30 protein-coding genes and 1 other RNA gene are annotated in these 19,034 nt (G+C 64.4%); all 31 read left to right on the top strand.

Annotated elements, in window-relative coordinates:
- The 31 genes from A9513_RS03480 (at position 1) to A9513_RS03630 (ending at position 19,030) form a co-directional block, all read left to right on the top strand.
- Positions 1 to 444 (top strand): hypothetical protein, encoded by a 444-nt coding sequence (locus A9513_RS03480; protein WP_065083971.1) that lies wholly within the window; start codon positions 1 to 3, stop codon positions 442 to 444.
- On the top strand, positions 441 to 680 hold the full coding sequence (locus A9513_RS35365; RefSeq protein WP_141678330.1) for a hypothetical protein: 240 nt from the start codon (positions 441 to 443) through the stop codon (positions 678 to 680). Before A9513_RS03480 ends, A9513_RS35365 begins: the two co-directional genes overlap by 4 nt.
- A gap of 183 nt (positions 681 to 863) precedes the next feature.
- A complete protein-coding gene (locus tag A9513_RS03485) occupies positions 864 to 2,909 on the top strand; it encodes a DNA-binding protein (protein WP_065083972.1) in 2,046 nt (681 codons plus the stop codon).
- 37 nt (positions 2,910 to 2,946) lie between these two features.
- The gene (locus A9513_RS03490; protein WP_065083973.1) at positions 2,947 to 3,669 is read left to right on the top strand and encodes an AAA family ATPase; all 723 of its coding nucleotides are present in this window, start codon (positions 2,947 to 2,949) and stop codon (positions 3,667 to 3,669) included.
- A gap of 2 nt (positions 3,670 to 3,671) precedes the next feature.
- On the top strand, positions 3,672 to 4,469 hold the full coding sequence (locus tag A9513_RS03495; protein WP_065083974.1) for a hypothetical protein: 798 nt from the start codon (positions 3,672 to 3,674) through the stop codon (positions 4,467 to 4,469).
- Positions 4,466 to 4,852 carry a helix-turn-helix domain-containing protein gene (locus A9513_RS03500; RefSeq protein ID WP_065083975.1) on the top strand — a complete coding sequence of 129 codons (387 nt, stop codon included), beginning with the start codon at positions 4,466 to 4,468 and terminating at the stop codon, positions 4,850 to 4,852. Before A9513_RS03495 ends, A9513_RS03500 begins: the two co-directional genes overlap by 4 nt.
- Positions 4,836 to 5,162: a hypothetical protein gene (locus A9513_RS03505; RefSeq protein WP_065083976.1), complete on the top strand. Its 327-nt coding sequence runs from the start codon at positions 4,836 to 4,838 to the stop codon at positions 5,160 to 5,162. The genes A9513_RS03500 and A9513_RS03505 overlap by 17 nt, the downstream gene beginning before the upstream one ends.
- A gap of 17 nt (positions 5,163 to 5,179) precedes the next feature.
- Complete coding sequence (locus A9513_RS03510) at positions 5,180 to 5,797, top strand: DUF3164 family protein (protein ID WP_037018723.1); 618 nt, start codon at positions 5,180 to 5,182, stop codon at positions 5,795 to 5,797.
- A 2-nt stretch (positions 5,798 to 5,799) separates the two neighbouring features.
- Positions 5,800 to 6,072 (top strand): host nuclease inhibitor protein, encoded by a 273-nt coding sequence (locus tag A9513_RS03515; protein WP_176707209.1) that lies wholly within the window; start codon positions 5,800 to 5,802, stop codon positions 6,070 to 6,072.
- A 1-nt stretch (position 6,073) separates the two neighbouring features.
- Positions 6,074 to 6,292, top strand: a complete 219-nt coding sequence (locus A9513_RS03520; protein ID WP_065083977.1) for a hypothetical protein — start codon at positions 6,074 to 6,076, stop codon at positions 6,290 to 6,292.
- Positions 6,289 to 6,507: a hypothetical protein gene (locus tag A9513_RS03525; protein ID WP_064979741.1), complete on the top strand. Its 219-nt coding sequence runs from the start codon at positions 6,289 to 6,291 to the stop codon at positions 6,505 to 6,507. Before A9513_RS03520 ends, A9513_RS03525 begins: the two co-directional genes overlap by 4 nt.
- A 1-nt stretch (position 6,508) precedes the next feature.
- Positions 6,509 to 6,874 (top strand): hypothetical protein, encoded by a 366-nt coding sequence (locus A9513_RS03530; protein WP_065083978.1) that lies wholly within the window; start codon positions 6,509 to 6,511, stop codon positions 6,872 to 6,874.
- An 8-nt stretch (positions 6,875 to 6,882) separates the two neighbouring features.
- The gene (locus tag A9513_RS03535; RefSeq protein WP_065083979.1) at positions 6,883 to 7,134 is read left to right on the top strand and encodes a hypothetical protein; all 252 of its coding nucleotides are present in this window, start codon (positions 6,883 to 6,885) and stop codon (positions 7,132 to 7,134) included.
- An RNA gene (locus tag A9513_RS03540) (hammerhead ribozyme type II) lies at positions 7,133 to 7,204 on the top strand. Before A9513_RS03535 ends, A9513_RS03540 begins: the two co-directional genes overlap by 2 nt.
- Before the next feature lie 5 nt (positions 7,205 to 7,209).
- Entirely contained in the window at positions 7,210 to 7,884 is a 675-nt protein-coding gene (locus A9513_RS03545) for a DUF2786 domain-containing protein (protein WP_065083980.1), read from the top strand.
- A 7-nt stretch (positions 7,885 to 7,891) separates the two neighbouring features.
- A complete protein-coding gene (locus tag A9513_RS03550) occupies positions 7,892 to 8,170 on the top strand; it encodes a hypothetical protein (protein WP_065083981.1) in 279 nt (92 codons plus the stop codon).
- Positions 8,167 to 8,571: a gp16 family protein gene (locus A9513_RS03555; protein WP_024767763.1), complete on the top strand. Its 405-nt coding sequence runs from the start codon at positions 8,167 to 8,169 to the stop codon at positions 8,569 to 8,571. The genes A9513_RS03550 and A9513_RS03555 overlap by 4 nt, the downstream gene beginning before the upstream one ends.
- Positions 8,568 to 9,005, top strand: a complete 438-nt coding sequence (locus A9513_RS03560) for a Mor transcription activator family protein (protein ID WP_065083982.1) — start codon at positions 8,568 to 8,570, stop codon at positions 9,003 to 9,005. Before A9513_RS03555 ends, A9513_RS03560 begins: the two co-directional genes overlap by 4 nt.
- A gap of 80 nt (positions 9,006 to 9,085) precedes the next feature.
- A complete protein-coding gene (locus A9513_RS03565) occupies positions 9,086 to 9,430 on the top strand; it encodes a hypothetical protein (RefSeq protein ID WP_065083983.1) in 345 nt (114 codons plus the stop codon).
- Positions 9,420 to 9,923 carry a lysozyme gene (locus tag A9513_RS03570; protein WP_065083984.1) on the top strand — a complete coding sequence of 168 codons (504 nt, stop codon included), beginning with the start codon at positions 9,420 to 9,422 and terminating at the stop codon, positions 9,921 to 9,923. The genes A9513_RS03565 and A9513_RS03570 overlap by 11 nt, the downstream gene beginning before the upstream one ends.
- The gene (locus tag A9513_RS03575) at positions 9,920 to 10,183 is read left to right on the top strand and encodes a hypothetical protein (RefSeq protein ID WP_065083985.1); all 264 of its coding nucleotides are present in this window, start codon (positions 9,920 to 9,922) and stop codon (positions 10,181 to 10,183) included. Before A9513_RS03570 ends, A9513_RS03575 begins: the two co-directional genes overlap by 4 nt.
- Positions 10,180 to 10,815, top strand: coding sequence for a hypothetical protein (locus A9513_RS03580; protein WP_065083986.1), 636 nt, complete (start codon positions 10,180 to 10,182; stop codon positions 10,813 to 10,815). The genes A9513_RS03575 and A9513_RS03580 overlap by 4 nt, the downstream gene beginning before the upstream one ends.
- A complete protein-coding gene (locus A9513_RS03585; protein ID WP_065083987.1) occupies positions 10,815 to 11,189 on the top strand; it encodes a hypothetical protein in 375 nt (124 codons plus the stop codon). The genes A9513_RS03580 and A9513_RS03585 overlap by 1 nt, the downstream gene beginning before the upstream one ends.
- The gene (locus A9513_RS03590) at positions 11,182 to 11,502 is read left to right on the top strand and encodes a hypothetical protein (protein ID WP_065083988.1); all 321 of its coding nucleotides are present in this window, start codon (positions 11,182 to 11,184) and stop codon (positions 11,500 to 11,502) included. The genes A9513_RS03585 and A9513_RS03590 overlap by 8 nt, the downstream gene beginning before the upstream one ends.
- A gap of 1 nt (position 11,503) precedes the next feature.
- Positions 11,504 to 12,016: a DUF3486 family protein gene (locus tag A9513_RS03595; RefSeq protein WP_065083989.1), complete on the top strand. Its 513-nt coding sequence runs from the start codon at positions 11,504 to 11,506 to the stop codon at positions 12,014 to 12,016.
- Complete coding sequence (locus tag A9513_RS03600) at positions 12,013 to 13,596, top strand: hypothetical protein (protein ID WP_255302812.1); 1,584 nt, start codon at positions 12,013 to 12,015, stop codon at positions 13,594 to 13,596. The genes A9513_RS03595 and A9513_RS03600 overlap by 4 nt, the downstream gene beginning before the upstream one ends.
- Positions 13,596 to 15,170 (top strand): DUF935 domain-containing protein, encoded by a 1,575-nt coding sequence (locus A9513_RS03605; protein ID WP_065083990.1) that lies wholly within the window; start codon positions 13,596 to 13,598, stop codon positions 15,168 to 15,170. Before A9513_RS03600 ends, A9513_RS03605 begins: the two co-directional genes overlap by 1 nt.
- A 23-nt stretch (positions 15,171 to 15,193) precedes the next feature.
- Positions 15,194 to 15,994, top strand: coding sequence for a phage minor head protein (locus A9513_RS03610; protein ID WP_065083991.1), 801 nt, complete (start codon positions 15,194 to 15,196; stop codon positions 15,992 to 15,994).
- Positions 15,995 to 16,598: 604 nt separating this feature from the next.
- A complete protein-coding gene (locus A9513_RS03620) occupies positions 16,599 to 17,618 on the top strand; it encodes a phage protease (RefSeq protein WP_065083993.1) in 1,020 nt (339 codons plus the stop codon).
- 2 nt (positions 17,619 to 17,620) lie between these two features.
- Positions 17,621 to 18,538 (top strand): Mu-like prophage major head subunit gpT family protein, encoded by a 918-nt coding sequence (locus tag A9513_RS03625; RefSeq protein WP_065083994.1) that lies wholly within the window; start codon positions 17,621 to 17,623, stop codon positions 18,536 to 18,538.
- A gap of 12 nt (positions 18,539 to 18,550) precedes the next feature.
- Complete coding sequence (locus tag A9513_RS03630) at positions 18,551 to 19,030, top strand: HI1506-related protein (protein ID WP_065327304.1); 480 nt, start codon at positions 18,551 to 18,553, stop codon at positions 19,028 to 19,030.
- The last annotated feature ends 4 nt before the right edge of the window (positions 19,031 to 19,034 follow it).

The raw sequence follows: 19,034 nt of genomic DNA on the forward strand, positions 1-19,034 counted from the left end.
ATGCGTCACGGAAAAGACGACCGCACCATAAACATCGACTTCGATGTTCCCCAGCCCCAGCTGGTCAGCGCCTGCGACTTCCGCGTCCAGGTAAGCGAAATCATCAGCGAAATGCTGAGCGGCGCGAAGAGCACCGGGCTTGAGCGCATTGACGTTGCCGCGCAGATGTCGCACCTCGCTGGCGAAGACATCAGCAAGGCGATGCTGGACGCCTGGTCAAGCCCCGCCCGCATCGACCACAACTTGCCTTTTTACCGGGCCGCGCTCTTGGAGCAGGTTTGTGGCAGCCATCAACTGTCTGACCTGATCGTCACGGTCAGGGGTGGCCGCGTCAGTTGGGGGCGTGATGCTCTGCTGGCCGAACTCGGTCGCGTGGAGAGCATCCGCGAAGAGGCAACACGCCAGGCACGTGCCCTGCGCCGCCAGATTGGAGGTGCAGCATGAGACCGTCGCACTTGAAGCCAGGTACTTGGCTGGTGATTCGCGAGGCCTTTGGCACAGGTGAGTATCGCGCCCGCTTCGAGGGGCGCACTCCTGCTCAAGGCAAAGGGCGTCCTGCGATCAACCATCTGTTCAATCCTGAATGGATCGGCTTGTCTGGCGCGGATGATCGCGGCATGGCGACCATCAGCGATTACGAACTTGCTCGGCGTGGGTGCCTGCTGGGAGGTCGTCCATGACCCGTATCCCTCAGGCACTACTAGATGATCTGCGCAACGCGACTGAGTTCTATAGGTGCGTAGAGGCCGAGAGTTCTGGAGTAGAAGTCGGCGCATGGACCGACGCTCGCGAGTGGCTGCGCACTGCAGCCCTGAACCTTGGGGCCGCTCTGATCGCTGAGCTTGAAGCAAGCGAGGCTCCCCATGCGTAAGTGGTTCACTGCCAGCGAGCTGGCTGGCCTGCCAGGGCTGCCGGGCACGGAACGCGGCGTCCTCAAGTTGGCCAAGCGTGAGGGATGGGAAGGCCAGCGTCGTCTCGGGACGAAGGCCGTGGAGTACGGCTTCGCTGCGCTACCGAAAGAGGCTCAGGCCGCTCTGCTGGTCCGCTTGGTGGCGGATCAGCAGAGCACGTCCTCTCAGCAGATGTCCTCCGCGCAGACCATCCTAGTGCCTAAGCGTGACGCTATTTCTGCGTCACGCTTGACCGATGATCAGCGTGACGTCATGAGCGCGCGCCTTGCTTTCGTGCGCGAAATCGAGCGTATGAGCAAGATAGTCAGCCAGCAGCGAGCCATTGAAACGCTGGTCGGCCTGGCACGCGATGGGCAACTGAGCCCCTACCTGGCCAGCAAGGCTGCGCAAGCAAATGACCGCAAGACAGCAGACCGCACCCTATCTGAGCGGACCCTCAAACGGTGGCTGAGCGACTACCGCAACGGCGGTGAGTCGGCGCTTGCTCCAGCTCGGCGCAAGCCGGACATGGGTGTGCCTACCTGGGCGCCCGCCTTCCTGCGCTGCTACCAGCGGCCGACAAAACCCAGCGTCGAAGCGGCCTATGCCGAATATGCCGAGAAATGCGAAGGCGACCGCCCAAGCATTCACCAGGTCCGCCGCTTCCTAGACAAGCTGTCGCCGGAGGCCCGCGAGACTGGTCGGCGGAGCCCGCAAGAACTCAAGGCCCTGCAGGCCTTCAAACGCCGCGACACAAAGAACCTGCTGCCGGGTGACGTCTACACCGCCGACGGCCACAAGTTCGACGCCGAGGTCATCAACCCACGCACCGGCAAGCCGTACCGCCCTGAAACGACCACTGTCCTGGACGTGGCGACCCGGCGCGCTATGGGCATCTCAATCGGCGAAGCCGAGTCCACCGTGGGTGTGCTCGACGCGCTGCGAGATGCCATTCAGCGCGGCGGTATGTTCGCCATCTTCTATGTGGACAACGGCTCGGGCTTCGCCAACGACACGGTGCGCGAGGTGGTCGACCGCCTGGGCGGAACCATGACCCATGCGCTGCCCTACAACAGCCAGGCGCGCGGCTTGGTCGAGCGTGCGCACCAGTCCATCTGGGTGGCAGCAGCGAAGAAGCTGACCAGCTACATCGGCGCCGATATGGACAAGCATGCGGGGACTGCTGTGCATCGCATCAGCCGCAAGCAACTGCGCGAGTCGGGCAGCACCCGCCTGATTCCGACCTTCGCTGAGTTCATGGCCGGCGTTGAGTACGAGCTGGAGCAGTACAACAACCGCCCGCACCGTGGGCTGGCCAAAATTCGTGATCCGCAGACCGGCAAGCCACGCCACATGAGCCCGAACGAGGCATGGCAAGCCGCCATTGAGGGTGGCTGGGAACCAATGATGGCGCCCGCCGAGCTGGTACAGGACCTGCTGCGTCCCCAGGTGGTGCGCCCGACTCGTCGCGGCGAAGTGACCTGGGCCAACCAGCGTTACTTCCTCCAGGACCTAGTGGCTCTGCACCAGGAAGAGGTCCGAGTCGCCTACGACGTACGTGATGCTTCCCGCGTTTGGGTGCGCACCCTGGAAGGTGCGCTGATCGGCGAGGCCCTGCTCGATGGCAATGCCAGCGATTACATGCCCAAGACCATGCTGGAGCAGGCATACGAGCGCCGCGAGCAAGGCCAGATGAAGCGCTCCATCGACAAGCTGGAGACGCTCACTGGCCGTCGTGTCGAGCTGATCGCCCCTACCGATACCCCGAGCCGCGAGCTTGCCCCTGAGCAGCTTGCCGACGCTCGCCAGACCGCCCTGGAGCTGATCGCCGCTGAGCCGGCATTCGTACTGCCTGACGACGACATGGGGCGTTATCGCCTCTGGAACCGCCTGGCCGCTCGCCGCGATGCCGGTGAAGTCCTGCCAGCAGCAGAAGCCGCGTGGCTGGTGAGCTATGCCAACAACCCGAACCTGGATTCCATCCGCCGCACCTTCGAATTCGTCGCGGCCACCGCATAACCAAGCGGCCGCCGGATAGCGGCCAAGGAGTGAGCAAATGAGTAACGTAAAAATCGCCCCGCTGACCAATGTGGGCCTGCTGTCCAGCGCTATTGACCGAGCCTTGCAACGCCCATTGGGCCTGCCGGGCCTAGTGGTCATGTTCGGCGCATCCGGTCTGGGTAAGTCGGTATCCGCCGCAGTCGCCGCCAATCGCCACCGGGCCTATTACGTCGAGTGCCGTGACGCCTGGACCAAAAAGGCTTTCCTGCTAGCGATCCTGCGCGAGATGGGCCTGGTGCCGAGCCGCACGCTGAGCGAGATGGTCGATCAGGTGGCCGAGCAGCTGACTCTTTCTGGGCGCCCGCTGCTGGTCGACGATGCCCAGTACCTGCTGGACAAGGCCGTCGCCAACGTCATCACCGACCTTCACAACGCCAGCCAGGGAACCATCGTGCTGATCGGCGAAAAGGGTGTGCCAGCCAGCCTGGCAAAGCTGGAACGCTTGCACAACCGCGTCCTGGAATGGGTTCCCGCCCAGCCCGCCACACTGGACGACCTGCGCACCCTGGCCGAGACAGCTTATCCGGGCCTGGAGATTGAGGACGAACTGCTTGATGACCTGCGCCGCAATGTACGCGGCAGCCTGCGTCGGGCGGCTGTAAATCTCTATCGCATCAACTCCGAGGCACAGGCCCACGGCGTCAAGAGCTTTGGGATGGAACTGTGGGGAAATCGCGGCTGGTTTACCGGCGAAGCCCCTGCGGCGCAGAGGGCTTGAAGATGGCCCGTAAACCCATTCACCTCACCATGACTGGCGGCAAGCTGCCACGGCAGCACATGTGGGAAGCCATCCGCTCGCTGTCCCGCGACCCGAAGGGCTTGACCACATACAACGTGGCGCGTCTGTCCAGCCAGGATGACGAGGCCGTGGGCAGCTATCTGCGTGCTCTGCAGAAAGCTGGCATTGTCGAGCGCCTGGAGTCCCTGGGTAAGCGCAATGCACGCTGGAAGCTGACCCGTGACGAGGGCGCCGAAGCGCCCCGCGTGAACAAGGGTGGCCAGCGCGTCCCATCGTCGGCCGTCGAGAACGTCTGGCGCACGCTGCGCATCCTGGGCGCACTGAGCGCAGCGGAGGCGGCCGAGCACGCTAGCGTCAACGGCGTGACCATGACCGAACTGGCCGCCCGCACCTACCTGCAGGGGCTGACCCTCGCCGGCTACGTCACCCGCACCGATGGAACCCCAGGCAAGCCTGCCCGCTACCACCTGGTGCGCCAGCGCTACAGCGGCCCGCAGCACCCGGTCTATCAGCGCAGCACCTTCGAACAGGTCTACGACCCGAACCTGGACCAAGTGGTCTGGACCAAGGACATACCGGACAGCCCCGAGCTGGCTGGCCTGCGGCTGGAAAAGGCTTGCTTGGAGAAAGCGCTTGCAGACCTGCTCGCAGCGGCCAAGCCCATAGAGCGCCTGGCCGGCCGCATGGTCGCCCAGTTCCACCCCGACGATAGCGAGCGCACGGAAGGCATCGAGGCGTTGCGCCTGTTCAACGACCTGGCGCGTGAGGTGAGTGCATGAATGCCCGCGTCGATCTGTCCGCTTGGGGCGAGCAGCCCCCGCAGTGGGTCTGCCTGCTGGCCGCCGAGGTCGAGCAGACCAACCGCACCCGTGCCGGTGAGCGCATCGGCATGAGCCGCTCTGCCGTCAGCCTGGTGCTCTCCAACCGCTACCCGTCGCCGAGCACCTCGGCCGTGGAGCGTCGTGTGGTCGCCGCCCTGGGCGGGCTGGACTGTCCCGCCCAGGGCGAGCCCATCAGCCTGATCGAGTGCCAAAGCTACCGCGCAAAGAAGGCCCCGACGCACAACCCGCAGGCGATGCAGCAGTGGAAGGCCTGCCAGCACTGCACCAACAACCCCAACTGCGCCCAAGCCCTGGAGGCGAGCCATGCAAGCCAGCACTAACACTCAGCTGAAAGTCCTGACCCCGCGCCTGGCTGATCGGCTGCGGACCTTCAACAGCGCGGCGCGTGATCTGCAGCGCATGGGTATCCGCCTGCACCGCATCGAGCCAGAGGCATACCGCCTGGTCATCAGTCCTGAGGACGGCCGCCGCCTGGTCGGCCTGAAGCTGGTCTGCGGCTACCAGCGCCAGGGCTCGGCGGGCAGCACCCGTTACAGCGCGCAGTTCCAGGGCGTGGAAGTCACCTGGTCAGAGCCGATCAGCTACCGCGACTTCGCCAGCCCGTCCCCCATTGACCTCACTTTCCACTGATCTGCAGGAGCAACCACATGAACCAAATCGCAATTCCTGAGGGCTTCCGCTTCGACGCGCAGCGCCGCCTGGTGCATGAAGACATGATCAAGCCCATCGACAAGACCCGTGACGCCCTGGTCGTCGACCTGGTGCAGCAGGGCCTGGCAGTCCAGGACACCCTGCAGCGCTTCAAGGCTGCAGCCTTTGGCGACATCGAGGCATTCATTGACCTGTCCGCCGAGCAGTACCAGGTCAAGCTGGGTGGGAAGAAAGGCAATGTCACGCTGATGTCGTTTGATGGTCGGTACAAGATCGTCCGCGCCATTCAGGAGAGCATCGCCTTTGACGAGCGCCTGCAGGCGGCGCGCGCGCTGATCGACGAATGCCTGCAGGAGTGGACCGAGGGCGCCCGCCCGGAGGTCGTCACGCTAGTCAACGACGCATTCCGCACGGACACCAAGGGCGAAATCCGAACCGCCCGTGTACTCGCCCTGCGCCGCCTGGCCATTGAGGACGAGCGCTGGCAGCGGGCGATGCAGGCCATCGGCGAGGCGTGCCAGGTTATCGGCTCCAAGTCCTACATCCGCCTCTATGAGCGGATCGGCGACAGCGACCAGTTCCGCCCCATCAGCCTTGACTTGGCGGGGGTGTGATCATGGCCAAGATCATCGCTTATTGCTGGGCCAGTGGCCTGATCCAGTTCGGCCTGGAGGTCCCCGAGGGAGCCATAGGTATTGCCCGTGGTGAGGATGCGGCGGTGCGCGAGAACATCGAAGTCACCGCGCGCCTTGCTTACGACAACGAATCGCTGCTGGTTCCGGGAGTCCCGGAAGCACCAAACCAGCGCGATGGGCTGCTGGCTGTCGCGCGCTATATCCAGTGGCTTGGAGAGCGCAACGGTCCCGAGTTTCGGGCGATGGGGGTGTGACATGGGGCAAGCACCTCTGCTCGATGACATGAACCCGGACAAGAGCATCCGGGACATCATCCAGGACGCCGAGCTGCTCGACGTGGATTGCTTCGACGTCATGCACCTGCAGCTGGACAACGACAAAGAGCTGGTGATGGTCGCCATCACTGGCGAGTACCTGGACCCCGTGGCAAAGGTCCTGGAAGCCCTCCGGGAAATGCGGGAGGCCAAGGCATGAGCAACTCCGTCGAGTTCAACATGCGCCGCGCTGGCGACGGCTACACCGCCACCAGCAAGGGCAAGTCAGCCAGCTGCAGCTGGAGCCGCGAGCAATGCGCCAAACGCCTGGGCCACAAGCTTTTCCCTGATGCCGCCCTGCGCGTCGAGTGCATCGAAGACGTGCGCGAAGGCAGCCGCGACAGCCGCTGGCGGATCACTGCGGAGGGGCACTGACATGCACGAGCGTGCAGCACAGCTGATCTACCGGACGCTCTGCCGCGTCGAGGCACGCCTGGCGCGGCAGGCCCTGGGCATGGACCAGGTGCCGCCAATGCCAGCGCTCCAGGTCGAGGAAGTCGCTGCAGTCGAGCCGGCCGAGCTGGAGGAAGTACTCCAGCCGGAGGCCGCGCCTGTCGATGCCTTCGACGACGAGCCAGCACCGTCGCCCAGTCCGCTCTTGCCGCCGATGGCCGCACGGATCGAGGCGATGGCCAAGCGCGGATGGACGCCGCAGATGGCGGCCCATGACTTGCGCCTTCATCCCAAGCGGGTGCGCCAGATCGCCCGCGACTATCACATCACCTTTCACTGCCTGCGCTAGGGGGATTCATGAGCAAGTTCACCATCACCATCACCGAGGAAAACGACGGCCTGAGCATCCTGCTGGATGGCACGGGCAGAAAGGACGGCCCGGCCGCCATCACCGCATTGGCTCTTCTGCACGTCGCCAAAGACATCGTGCCGAAAGCCACCAAGAGCGCGGCAGAGAAAGGGACTTGCCAGTGCGACAAGTGCAAGGCCGCCCGTGCGGAGGCTCAGGAGCAGGCGCCATCTACCAAGGGAAAACCAACCATCCACTAAGCGAAATCGCCCCGGCCTGGCCGGAGCGGTCTGCCCAGCGTGGTGGCTGGGTACTGACGAACAGCCGAGGAACACATGGATCACAGCAAGGCTTTAGACAAGATCAAGAAACTGCTGCGCCTGGCCGGGAGCAGCAATCCGCATGAAGCGGCAGCCGCGATGCGCCAGGCGCGGGCGATGATGGAAAAGTTCGGCCTCGGGGAGGCTGATGTGGCGCTCTCTGATGTCTGCGAGCACAGCGCAGCCAGTGGCTCCAAGATGACCCCGGCACAGTGGGAGGCATCCCTCGCCCACACGGTGGCGCAGGCCTACTCCTGCCAGATGCTGTTCATCTCGTTTGCAGGCCAGTGGCGGTTCATTGGCGAGATGGCCGAGGTGGCTGGGTACACGATGACCATCCTTCTGCGCCAGGTTCGCAAAGCTCGTCGCGATTACATCGCCAGCGAGCTGAAGCGCTGCAAGCCGGCGAACAAGACCAAGCGCGCCGATATGTTCTGCGAAGGCTGGGTGTGGGCGGTCCGCAATCAGGTCAACCAGTTCGCTGGAAATGCCAAGCCGTCCGAAGCAACCGGGGCCTACATGCTCAAGCACTACCCGAGAACAGTGGAGAGTCAGCCCATCGACCGGAATAGCAAGAGCGGCAACCTGAGTCAGCGCGATATGCGCGATGCGGGCAGAGGCATCGACGCGGCCGACGACGTGCAGCTCAACCACGGTGTCGGCGGCTCCGCACCGCTGGCCCTGACCTGAGGTGAACATGGCCAAGCCACGCACTGACAAGGTTCGCAGGCAGGACGCTATCCGCCAGCGTCGGCTGCGCGCCAATCGTAAGGCCCGCAAGGCCGCCCTGGGCGCCGAGAAGATCAAGCTTGAGGCCTACGCCGGCACTCGGGCCGACATCGAGGCGGTACGCCTGGTCGGCGGCTTTGACGATGAAGCCGAAGCCATCACCTTGGGGCTGCGCCTGCTAGGCAACATGGCTCGCCGTACCCCCAAAAAGCTCCACCACGACATCCAGCCGAGGAACCTGGTATGAGCAGCAAAGGCCGCCAACTGATCCAGATCGCCCGCCGTCAGCTGGGCATGGAAGACGACACCTACCGCGCGCTCCTGGAGCGCGTGGCCGGTGTGTCGTCGTCCACCAAGCTGACCCCGCGCCAGATCGGCCGTGTGCTGGCCGAGCTGGAGCGCCTGGGCTGGCAGTCCACCGGCAAGCCGGCAGACCGCCCGGCCCCGCAGGTAGCTGATGATCGTCAGCGCCTGGTCAACAAGATCGAGGCATTCCTCGCGGAGGCCAATCGCCCCTGGAGCTATGCCGAGGCGATGGGCAAGCGCATCTGCAAGGTCGACCAGATCGAGTGGATGGACTGCAAACAGCTGGGCAAGCTGGTCGCGGCCCTGGCCTATGACGCCAAGCGCAACGGGCGTCCGGTATGAACCTGGAGCAGGTACGCGACCAGCTTCCTGGGCAGGTCCTGGAGATTGCCCAGGTCGTCGGGATGAATGCGGCCCTGCGCCTGGTGAGTGAGCTGGGCGGTACGACCTGGGAGTTTTCACGCGGTAAGGGGCGGAACGGCCAGATCAAGGTCGCCGCCCTGGTGGACATCATCGGCGACGAGGCGGCCCAGCGTCTCACCGCCCGCTTTGGCGGCGAAACCATCTACATCCCTCGCTGTGACGCGGCCCTGCGCCGGCTCCGTGACTTGGAGATTCACCGCCAGTTTGAGCAGGCAGTCCGGGAAGGCGTAGGCGCTCGGGTAGTCGTTGCAGAACTGGCGCGAACTTATCAGCTCAGCGACCGTCGTATCTGGATCATCCTTGACCAGGTGCTGCCGCCAGCGCTCGACAGCACGCCTGACCTCTTCGACTAAGCCCCGCACTCGCGGGGCTTTGTCTTTCTGCTGAACCCCTTCCTCTAAATCCGGCGTCGCCAAGTCAGCACCATGGCGGCATGGACACTCTCCCGAAACATCACGCCCCCTGCAGCCCGCGCGAGTACGCCGCGCAGGTCCTGGCCGAGTCGAGCCTGGAGCGGCGCCGCAGCCTGATGGAGCGCTGCCCATCCCACTGGCGCGACCTGGTGGAAGAGCACGTTCGAACCGGCTGGGCGCATATCCAGGCCTACCGCCAGTTCATCAGCGGCCGCCGCCGCTCGATGACCGAAGGTCCGCAGCCTGCACCGCGCCGGGATGACACCAGCTACCGCATCAGTGACTTCAAGAAGTCGGCGCCCGAGGTGGGCAACCGCGAGCTGGCCAAGCTCAAGGCCCTGGTGGGAGGTGGCAATGGGGATTAAGACCCGCGTGCTGGTAGGAGCGCTGAGCGTTGCCACGCCCCTGGTGGGCTACTTCGAAGGACGCAACCTGCTGGCGTACATCGATCCGGTAGGCATCCCGACCATCTGCGACGGCTGGACCCGAGGCGTAAAGCTGGGCGACCAGGCCACGCCGGAAGAGTGCGATGCCTTGACCCGCAAGGGCCTGGAGGAAGCCGCCAAGGTGTTCGGAGCGTGGGTGCCCCAGGACGTCATCGACCGGCTGCCAGCCAAGACCATCGCCGCCTTCCTGTCCTTCATCTACAACGTCGGCCCCGGTGGGCCGGGCGTTAAGGACGGATTCGTCTGGCTCAAGGGCGGCACCCACTCAACCATGCTGCGCGACCTGCAGGCGGGCCGGATCGCCCAAGCCTGTGCGCAGCTTTCCAACTGGACCCGCGCTGGCGGTTCGCAACTTCGCGGCCTGGTCCGTCGACGTGCGGCCGAGCGCGAACTGTGCGAGGCCGACCTGTGAGCGTCTTCTTCAACCACGTGCCGGCCAGAGAGCTGGGTACCACCTTCACCCATTACGGCCTGTTCTGCGGCTGCGTACCGGTCTACCTGGGCGCCCTGGACACTGATTGCCCGGCCGTGGCCGCCCGCAATGGTGTGCCTGAGTTCGCCCTGGACCTGGCTGAAATGGTGTTCGGTGCCTGCTGCCTGATCTGCTCGCTGCTCAACCCCGAGTTCGAACCGTCCTATCCCTTCCGCGTGACGGGGAGGATCAAGCCTTGAACCTCAACCTCTCGCGCCTGATCGCGCCAGTCACCGTCCTGGTGCTCTTTGGAGTGGCGTTCTACTGCCTGGGGCTTCGCCTGCAGGCGATGCAGGACACCGCACGGGCTCAGGGGTACGCCACGGCGCAGGCCGAGGGCAAGGCCGTCCTGGAGCTGCAACAGCGCAAGTACGCCGAGACGGAAGCCCGCAGAGCCCAGCAGGCAGCGGCAGATGCCAAAGCCAGCGCGAAGCGTGAGGCCGAACAAGCCGCCCGAGCTGACCGCCTCGCTGCCGACCTGGCCGAGCAGAAACGGCAGTACCGCAACACCACCGACCGACTCTCTGGAGAGATTGCCCGTGTCAACGACCTATACCGGGATGCGCTCGATGCCCCGCCTAAGCCTGTGCCTGCTTGCGTGCTTACTCGCGGCTGGGTGCGAATCTACGACGAAGCAACCGGAGCCCGAGTGCCAGCCGCGGTTGATCCCGCAGGAGCTGCTGCGCCGGCCATCGCAGGCGATCCCGCTGAGCAGCTCCCCTCAGGCGTCGATCAGCGCGCCGTCCTGGCCCACCACGTCCGCTATGCCGAGCAGTGCCAAGGCACGGCCGCTCAGCTGGACGCTCTGATCAACGTCCTGGAGGGCCATTGATGGCAACTGAAATGATCGGCTGGGCAATCACGCTGCTGTCCACCTTCGCCGGGATTGTGGTCGGCCTGGTCCGACTGCTGCTGTGGCAGTTCGAGAAGCGCCTCTCCGAGAAGTTCGCCGCCCAGGACGAGGCACGCCGCGAGGCTGGCGAGCACTGGGAAAAGAACTTCGCCAAGGTCCTGGAGCGCCAGGACAAGGACGCGCTGGCGGTGCAGCAGCTGGAGCGCGCCTTCCTCAACTTCAAGGCCGAGCTGCCCATGGAGTACGTCCGCCGTGAGGATTGGGTACGTGGGCAGTCCGTGATCGAGGCCAAGCTGGACGGCTTGGCGCTCAAGTTCGAAAACATCCTGCTCATAGGAGCGCGCAATGATTGACCCCGCCAAGGCTCGCCGGGAATCCCTCCGCTGGTTCATCCTGCTGACCCTCAACACCTCGCGCCCCGTGGACCCGCACGAAACCGTCGTGCTCTCCACCATCCAGGGCATCTACCCGGACGCCACGCCGCTGGAGCTTCGCCGCGAGCTGGATTACCTGGCCGACCGCAGCCTGGTCACTCTGGACAAGAAACCCTCCGGGTTTTGGGTCTGTGGCCTGACCCACTACGGCGTCGACATCGCCGAGTACGCCATCGAATGCCACCCCGGTATCGCTCGCCCCGAGAAGTACTGGGGCAACGGGAGCGCCTGACATGCCGCCCCGTTCGAAGGTGAAACAGCTGCCGCCCGAGATGAAGGCCTGGCTCGACCAGTACCTGGTCGACACCAACTTCTCTGGCTACGAGGCGCTCTCTGCTGAGCTGGAGGCGCGCGGCTACAGCATCGGCAAGTCTGCACTGCACGCCTACGGGCAGAGCTTCGAAGACCGCCTGGCGGCTCTCCGAGAGTCCAGCGAGCAGGCAAAAGCCGTGGTCACAGCGGCCCCTGACAATGAGGGCGCCGTCAACGAGGCGCTAATGCGCCTGGTCCAGGATCACCTGTTCAAGCTGCTGATGGCCTCCGAGGGCAAGCTGGACCTGCCCAAGGTGGCGAAGGCCGTGGCCGAGCTGGGCCGCGCGTCTGTCGTACAGCTCAAGTGGAAGGCCGAGTTCCGCGACCGTGCCGAGGCAGCTGCAGCCAAGGTCGACAAGATCACGACCAAAGGCGGCTTGAGCGCCCAAGCGCGCGACGAGATTCGCCGGGAAATCCTGGGGATGGCATCGTGAAGCTTGCACCCGCGCAGACGCCAGAGCCGGAGCGCTCACCGCTCGCTGACATCATTTCCCAGGGAACGGTGGTGGACGTGCCGGCTGTACTGCTGGGCTACCAGCAGCGATGGGCCGGAATTCGTGCCCCGCTCAAGGTCGGCGAGAAGTCGCGCCGTATCGGTCTGACCTGGGCGGAAGCGGCTGACAACGTGCTGGTGGCCGCCAGCTCGACCAGGGCGGGAGGTATGAACGTCTATTACCTGGGCTACAACCAGGACATGACGGTCGAGTACATCCAGGCCTGCGCCATGTGGGCTCGGGCCTTCAACTACGCGGCCGGCGAGATCGAGCAAGGCATCTGGGAAGACGAAGACCCCGACAAGCACATCAAGACCTTCACCATCTCTTTCCCCAGTGGCTACCGCATCGTTGCCCTGACCAGTCGGCCATCCAACCTACGGGGCCGCCAGGGCGTTGTGGTGATCGATGAGGCCGCCTTCCACCCTGACCTGGCCGAGCTGCTCAAGGCAGCGCTGGCCCTGCTGATCTGGGGCGGCGAAGTCCACGTCATCAGCACCCACAACGGCACGGACAACCCTTTCAACGAGCTGATCGACGAGATTCGCTCGGGCAAGCGAAAGGGCGAGCTGTTCCGCTGCACCTTCCGGGAAGCGGTCGAGGATGGCCTGTACAAGCGAGTGTGCCTGCGCAAGGGCATCCCCTACGACGCGGCCAATGAAGCCGAGTGGGTCGCGGACGTTTACGGCTTCTATGGCGACGCGGCCAATGAAGAACTGGATTGCATCCCCAGCCAGGGCGGCGGCACTTACCTTTCCCTGTCGCTCTTGGAGAAGCGCAGCCGAGCCGGTGTGCCGGTGTTGCGCCTGGCCTATCCCGTGGGCTACGTCACGACGGATGAACATCTGCGCCTGGCGGACAGCTGGGCGTGGTGTGAGCGTGAACTTGCGCCGCTTTTGGCACAGTTGCCCCGCACCGTCTGGAGCTTCTACGGCATGGACTTCGCCCGCAGTGGCGACCTCTCGGTGATTGTGCCGCTGGTGATGGAGCAGGACAGCCGCAAGCGGCCGCCGTTCCTGGTCGAACTGCGGGGCGTGCCGTTCAAGCAACAGGAGCAGATTCTGTTCTACATCGTCGACCGGCTGCCGAGCTTCATGTCAGGTGCCCATGACGCCCGAGGTAACGGCCAGCAGCTGGCCGAGTCAGCGGCGATCCGCTACGGCCACAGTCGTATCAGCCAAGTCATGCTGACCGAGGGCTGGTATCGGGACAACATGCCCGGCCTTAAGGCCGACCTGGAAGACGGCAGTCTGTACGACCTGCCCAGCGACCGCGACTACATCGGCGATATGCGCGCCTTCAAGATGGTTCGGGGGGTGGCCCGTATCCCCGACCTTCGCACCACGGAAACCGATGGCGGCAAGCGCCACGGTGACGCCGGTATTGCCACCGCCCTGGCGCGCTTCGCCAGCCGCATGGAGATCGAGCAGTACGGCTACGACGCCGTGCGCTCCTCCAACTCCGACAAATTCGACGACGATCACCAGGCCTCAGGCTGGGGCGTCAGAGGTGTTCTGTAATGGCCAATTCCCCCATTCTCGATAGCGCTGGGCGCCCGATTCAGAAGGTCGACATCCTGGACGAGGTGGTACATGCCAGCGTTACCGGCGTGCGCCAGGCCTGGTCGACGGACAACATCTCAACCAGCATCGACCCTGGCCGGCTGCGGGCAATCTTGCAGGCGGCCGCCCAGGGCGATGCGCGGGACTACCTGACGCTGGCCGAGGAAATGGAAGAGAAGGACCCGCACTATGCGGCGGTCCTAGGCACGCGCAAGCGCGCAGTATCTGGCCTGTCCATTGCCGTTGAGGCCGCCAGCAGTGAGCCGCGAGCCGAGGAAATCGCCGACGCGGTGCGCCAGCTGGTGGACGCGCCACAGTTTGGCGACATGCTCGATGACCTCCTGGACGCCATCGGCAAGGGATACTCTGTGGTTGAGCCTCTGTGGGAATACCGCAGAGAGAAGCTCTGGCCCAAAGCCTACAAGCATCGTGATCCGCGCTGGTTCCAGTTCGACCGAGAAACTGGGGAGCGCCTGCAGCTGCTGCAGCTCGATGGCTCCCTGGCCGATCTGCCGCCTGATCGCCTTCTGGTCCATACGCCTCGGCTCAAGTCAGGCCTTCCCATCCGGGGCGGTGTAGCTCGCCTGGTCGCTGTGGCCTTCATGTGCAAGGCATTCGGCCAGAAGGACTGGATGCGCTTTGCCGAGCTGTACGGAATTCCGTTGCGAATCGGCCGCTATGGCCCTGGTGCGAAGCCTGACGACATCGCCGTGTTGCGCCGGGCCGTGGCCCAGCTGGCCGCCGATGCGGCAGCGGTGATGCCGGACGGCATGAAGATCGAGTTTCAGGAGATCGCCAACGCGGCGGGTGGTGCCGACCTGTTCGAGAAGCTGGCCGAGTGGCTGGACAAGCAGATCAGCAAGGCGGTCCTAGGCCAGACCATGACCACGGATGATGGCTCCAGCCAGAGTCAGGCGAACGTCCACAACGAAGTACGCAAGGACATCCTCAAGGCCGACGCCAAGCAACTGGCCGCCACGGTCAACCGCGACCTGGTGCGCGTGTTCGTCGACCTGAACTACGGCCCGCAAGAGGAATACCCACGAGTTGTACTCCAGGTAACGGAGCCCGAGGACCTCAAGGTACTAGCCGACGCGCTCGGCCCCTTCATCGACCGTGGCCTGCGTGTTGATTCCGCTGCGATCCTGGACAAGTTCGGCCTGGCCGCACCGGAGAAAGGGGCCGAAGTACTGCGCCCCATCAATGACCAACTGATGCCGCAAGCTCTCAACCATGAGCAGACCTGCAGCTGTCGCGGCTGCAGCAGGCAACGCCTGGCCTTGAATGCCGAGCAGCTGCAGCGCGACGAGCTGGACCAACTGGCCGACGACGACCTGAGTGACTGGGAGCCGCTGATGCGCCCAGTGCTCGACCCCATCCAGGCGCTGGCCAACAAGGCGAAGGACTTCGACGAGTTCAAGGCTGGCCTGGCTGGCCTGCTCGATGAGATGGACCCCGCCCAGCTGATTGACGCGCTGGCCTCCGCGAGCTTCAAGGCACGCGCCCTGGGCGATGCGAGGGACGCGCTTTGACGACAGATCAACCTCAGGTTCCAGTGCCAAAGGAAGCGCTAGATTGGCTGCGCGCCAAGGGCATCAAGCCTGGCTTTGACCATCGCGACGTGTTCCAGGAAGAGCACGCCACCATCTTCACGGTGGCCAAGGCCATGAAGCTGGACATCCTGGAAGCGATCCGCTCAGCCGTAGACGAGATGGTCGACGGTGGCCAGGACTTCAACACCTTCCGCCGCGAGCTGCAGCCGCTCCTGGTCAAGCAGGGATGGTGGGGTAAGGCCGACATGCTCGATCCGTTGACCGGCCAGACCCGCGAGGTCCAGCTGGGCAGCCCTCGCAGGCTCCGGTTCATCTACGACACCAACTTGCGCACCGCCAACGCGGCGGGCCAGTGGGACCGCATCCAGCGCACGAAGAAGACTCAGCCCTTCCTTCTGTACCAGCTCGGCCCGAGCCGGCACCACCGGGCGGAGCACCTGGGCTGGGCCGGCATCCTGCTACCTGCAGACGATCCTTTCTGGCAGACGCACTTCCCACCCAACGGCTGGGGCTGCAAGTGCTGGGTCCGTCAGGTCAGTCGCCGCGAGGCTGAGCGCTTGATGGCAACCGGCAATTACCTGACCGAGGCACCCACCGGCAAGCTCCTGGAATACATCAACAAGCGTACCGGCCAGGTGCTCCAGGTGCCGGAAGGCATCGAGCCTGGCTGGGCTTACAACCCAGGCGCAGTGCCCCGGCTGAAGCAAGCCGAGCAACTCCTGGAAGAGAAGGAAAAGACGTCCACCGTCTTGGCGAAACCGAAACGGCCTCAGAAATCGCGCAGGCGCGACGATCAGGAATGAGGTGCGGCGGATGTACTCGGGGAAAGAGGTTTGCGCGTCCTGCGCAAATCTAACGGCGGTCTAACGGTAAAGAGAGGGTTACGCGATGAGCAGAGTTAAGACTGGCGGGTGGATTGTTTCGCTGCAGGCGGGGGTTTTGAGAGGGCTGCGACTCGCTGGCCTGGTGCCCGTCTCTGAGCATAAGCAGGTGGTCGCCGAGGCGGAAGCGTTCCGCATCAGCTCCGACATCAAGCACGCGAACCTAGAACTCAGCCAGACCCAGCTGGCGGAACTTCAGCGAAGGGTCTGAAGTCTGCGTATCGGTCTGGTGCTGGCCAACCTGCAGGAGATCATCTGCCAGGATCGAGCCGAAGGCTGATCTCCCGGCCGGCATCACTCGATGCCGGCCGGAAGTCATAGGACGGGGGTCAAACGCGCGCACCACAGAAGATTGACAGGGGGGAGTGCTGGGGCCGGAGGGCCTTGATGCGGACCCCCAAAAACTGGGGGCCGCCATTCTGACTTCCCCCTGCACCTGGTGCAACCAAGCCCCGCTATCCGCCCTGCAGTTCTGCTGAACCCCTTCCTCTAAAACTAGCCCCCACCTGTCGCCGACTATGGCGACATGAAAAAGACGCCCCCACTCAAGACCACCCTCGCCACCGCGCTCTGTTTCGAGCTGGGTACTGACGTGCCCGAGTGGGTCGAGGTCCTTCCTCCTGGTCCAACCATTGGCGGCCGCGATGGCCGCCGATGGTCCTACGACGCCAACCAGGTCATCACCGAAACGGTCGCCCATACCCAGGGCATCGACCTGCCGTTTGATTACGAGCACGCCACTGAGCTGAAAGCCCCCAAGGGTGAAAAGGCCGAGGCCTCCGGCTGGGCGCGTGAGTACCGCGTCAACGAACGCGGCGCAGTGGAAGCCCGCGTGGAGTGGACGCAGAAGGCGCGCAACGCCATCGAGTCGCGGGAGTACCGCTACATCTCCCCGGTGTTCGCCTTCGACGACCGTACCGGGCGCATCGCCCGCTTCAGCAGTTTCGCCCTGGTCAACAAACCGAACCTGCTTACCAAGGCCCTCAACTCCGAGCAGGCCACTTTCCTTTCACAACAACCGGAGGAATCCGATATGGCGCTTGCAGCCATCCTGGCGGCCCTTGGCTTGCCCGAAACCGCCACGGAAGAGGAAGCCGTGGCAGCCATCAACAAGCTGCTGGAAGACAAGAAAGTCGCCCTGCAGACCGCAGCTAACAGCGAGAAGGCCCCCTCCTTGGCCCTCTACGTCCCGCGCCAGGACTACGACTCCCTGGAGACTCGCGCCCTCAATGCTGAGCAGCAGCTGGCGCAGCACCAGAAAGAGCAGCTCACCACTGCCATCAATGCCGAGATCGAGGGCGCTCTCAAGGTCGGAAAGATCACTCCGGCGACCAAGGACTACCACCTGGCGGCCTGCCAGGAAGAAGGCGGCCTGGAGCGCTTCCGCGAGTTCGTGAAGAACGCGCCTTCCGTAACCGCCCCGGTAACGCCCCCCGGCGAAAGCCAGGTGGAGAAGGTCGCGCTCAACGCAGAAGAGCAGGCCGCTGCGCGCTGCGTCGGATGGACCGATGCCCAGTACATCGAAAACACCAAGGGGATTAAGTAACTATGGCCACAACCATTAATCCGGCAGTGCTGGCCGCGCTGTTCAAGGCTTATCACGGCGCCTTCCAAACGGCGCTTTCCGAGAACCAGCAGAAGACCCAGTGGCAGCAGATCGCCACGCTGGTGCCCAGCGTCACTGGTTCGAACCTCTACGCCTGGCTCGGTCAGTTCCCCATGCTGCGCGAGTGGATCGGCCCGCGTGCCATCAAGGCGATGGCGGCGCACGGCTATGAAATCCAGAACAAGCTGTTCGAAGGCACCGTCAGCATTCCGCGTGTCGCTGTCGAGGACGACCAGGCCGGTGTCTATCTGCCGTTGTTCCAGGAGATGGGGCGTGCTGCCGCTTTCCACCCCGACTCTCTGGTGTTCGGCGCGCTCAAGGCCGGCATGACCTCGGCCTGCTACGACGGCCAGAACTTCTTCGACACCGAACACCCGGTGTATGCGGAAGCTGACGGCACTGGTGCGACCACCTTGGTCAGCAACCTGGATGTGCCGGCCGCCAATCCGGGGCCGACCTGGTATCTCCTGGATACCAGCCGGGCGATCAAGCCGATCATGAACCAGGAGCGCCTCAAGCCTGAGCTGACCAGCAAGACCAACCCCAACAACAGTGACCACGTTTTCGAGCATGACGAGTACCTGCACGGTATCCGCGCACGCGGCAACGCCGGTTTCGGCTTCTGGCAGATGGCCTATGCAAGCCAGCAACCGCTGACCGGCGAGTTCTACGGTGCCGCCCGCGCCGCCATGCAGGAACTCAAGACCGACGGCGGGCGCCTGCTGAAGATCAAGCCGACGCTCCTGGTGGTTCCGCCGCGCCTGGAAGCGCAGGCCCGTCGACTCCTGGTCAAGGACGAGAACGGTGGCAACGAATGGGCCGGCACTGCCGAGCTGTTCGTATGCGACGAGCTGGCCTAAGGGGGCGCCGCCATGATCGTGCGCATCAAGTCCTCTCGGGACGGCTACCGGCGTTGTGGCGTAGCCCATCCCAAACAGGCCACCGACCACCCGGCCGACCGATTCACCGAGGCCGAGCTGGAGCGACTCCAGGCCGACCCGGTGCTGACCGTTACTTTGGTGGATGGCGATCTGGAAAACGACCGAGAGCCGTCTGGTGGCCTTGGGGCAGCCCCGGCTGGTGCCTCGTCTGAGCCGGCTCCGGTGGCTGCAGCTGAACCTGCACCAGCTCCTGCAGTTGCACCGCAGAAGCCGGCGAAAGCGCAGGTGAAAGCTCCACAGAAGGCAGCCGCCAAAAAAGGGAGCGCCAAGGTGAATGCGCGCGGTAAGGGCGGTGCCAAGGCGCCCGCCAAGGAAGGCACTGAGGCTGCCCAGGACGGGCAGCCGGCCGACGATGCCAACTCTTCCGCGAAACCTGCGGAAGGTGAAGGCAGCGAAGGCGGTCAGGAGTAACGGT

Source organism: Pseudomonas sp. AU12215 (assembly GCF_001675465.2).
GTDB classification, from domain to species: domain Bacteria; phylum Pseudomonadota; class Gammaproteobacteria; order Pseudomonadales; family Pseudomonadaceae; genus Pseudomonas; species Pseudomonas nitroreducens.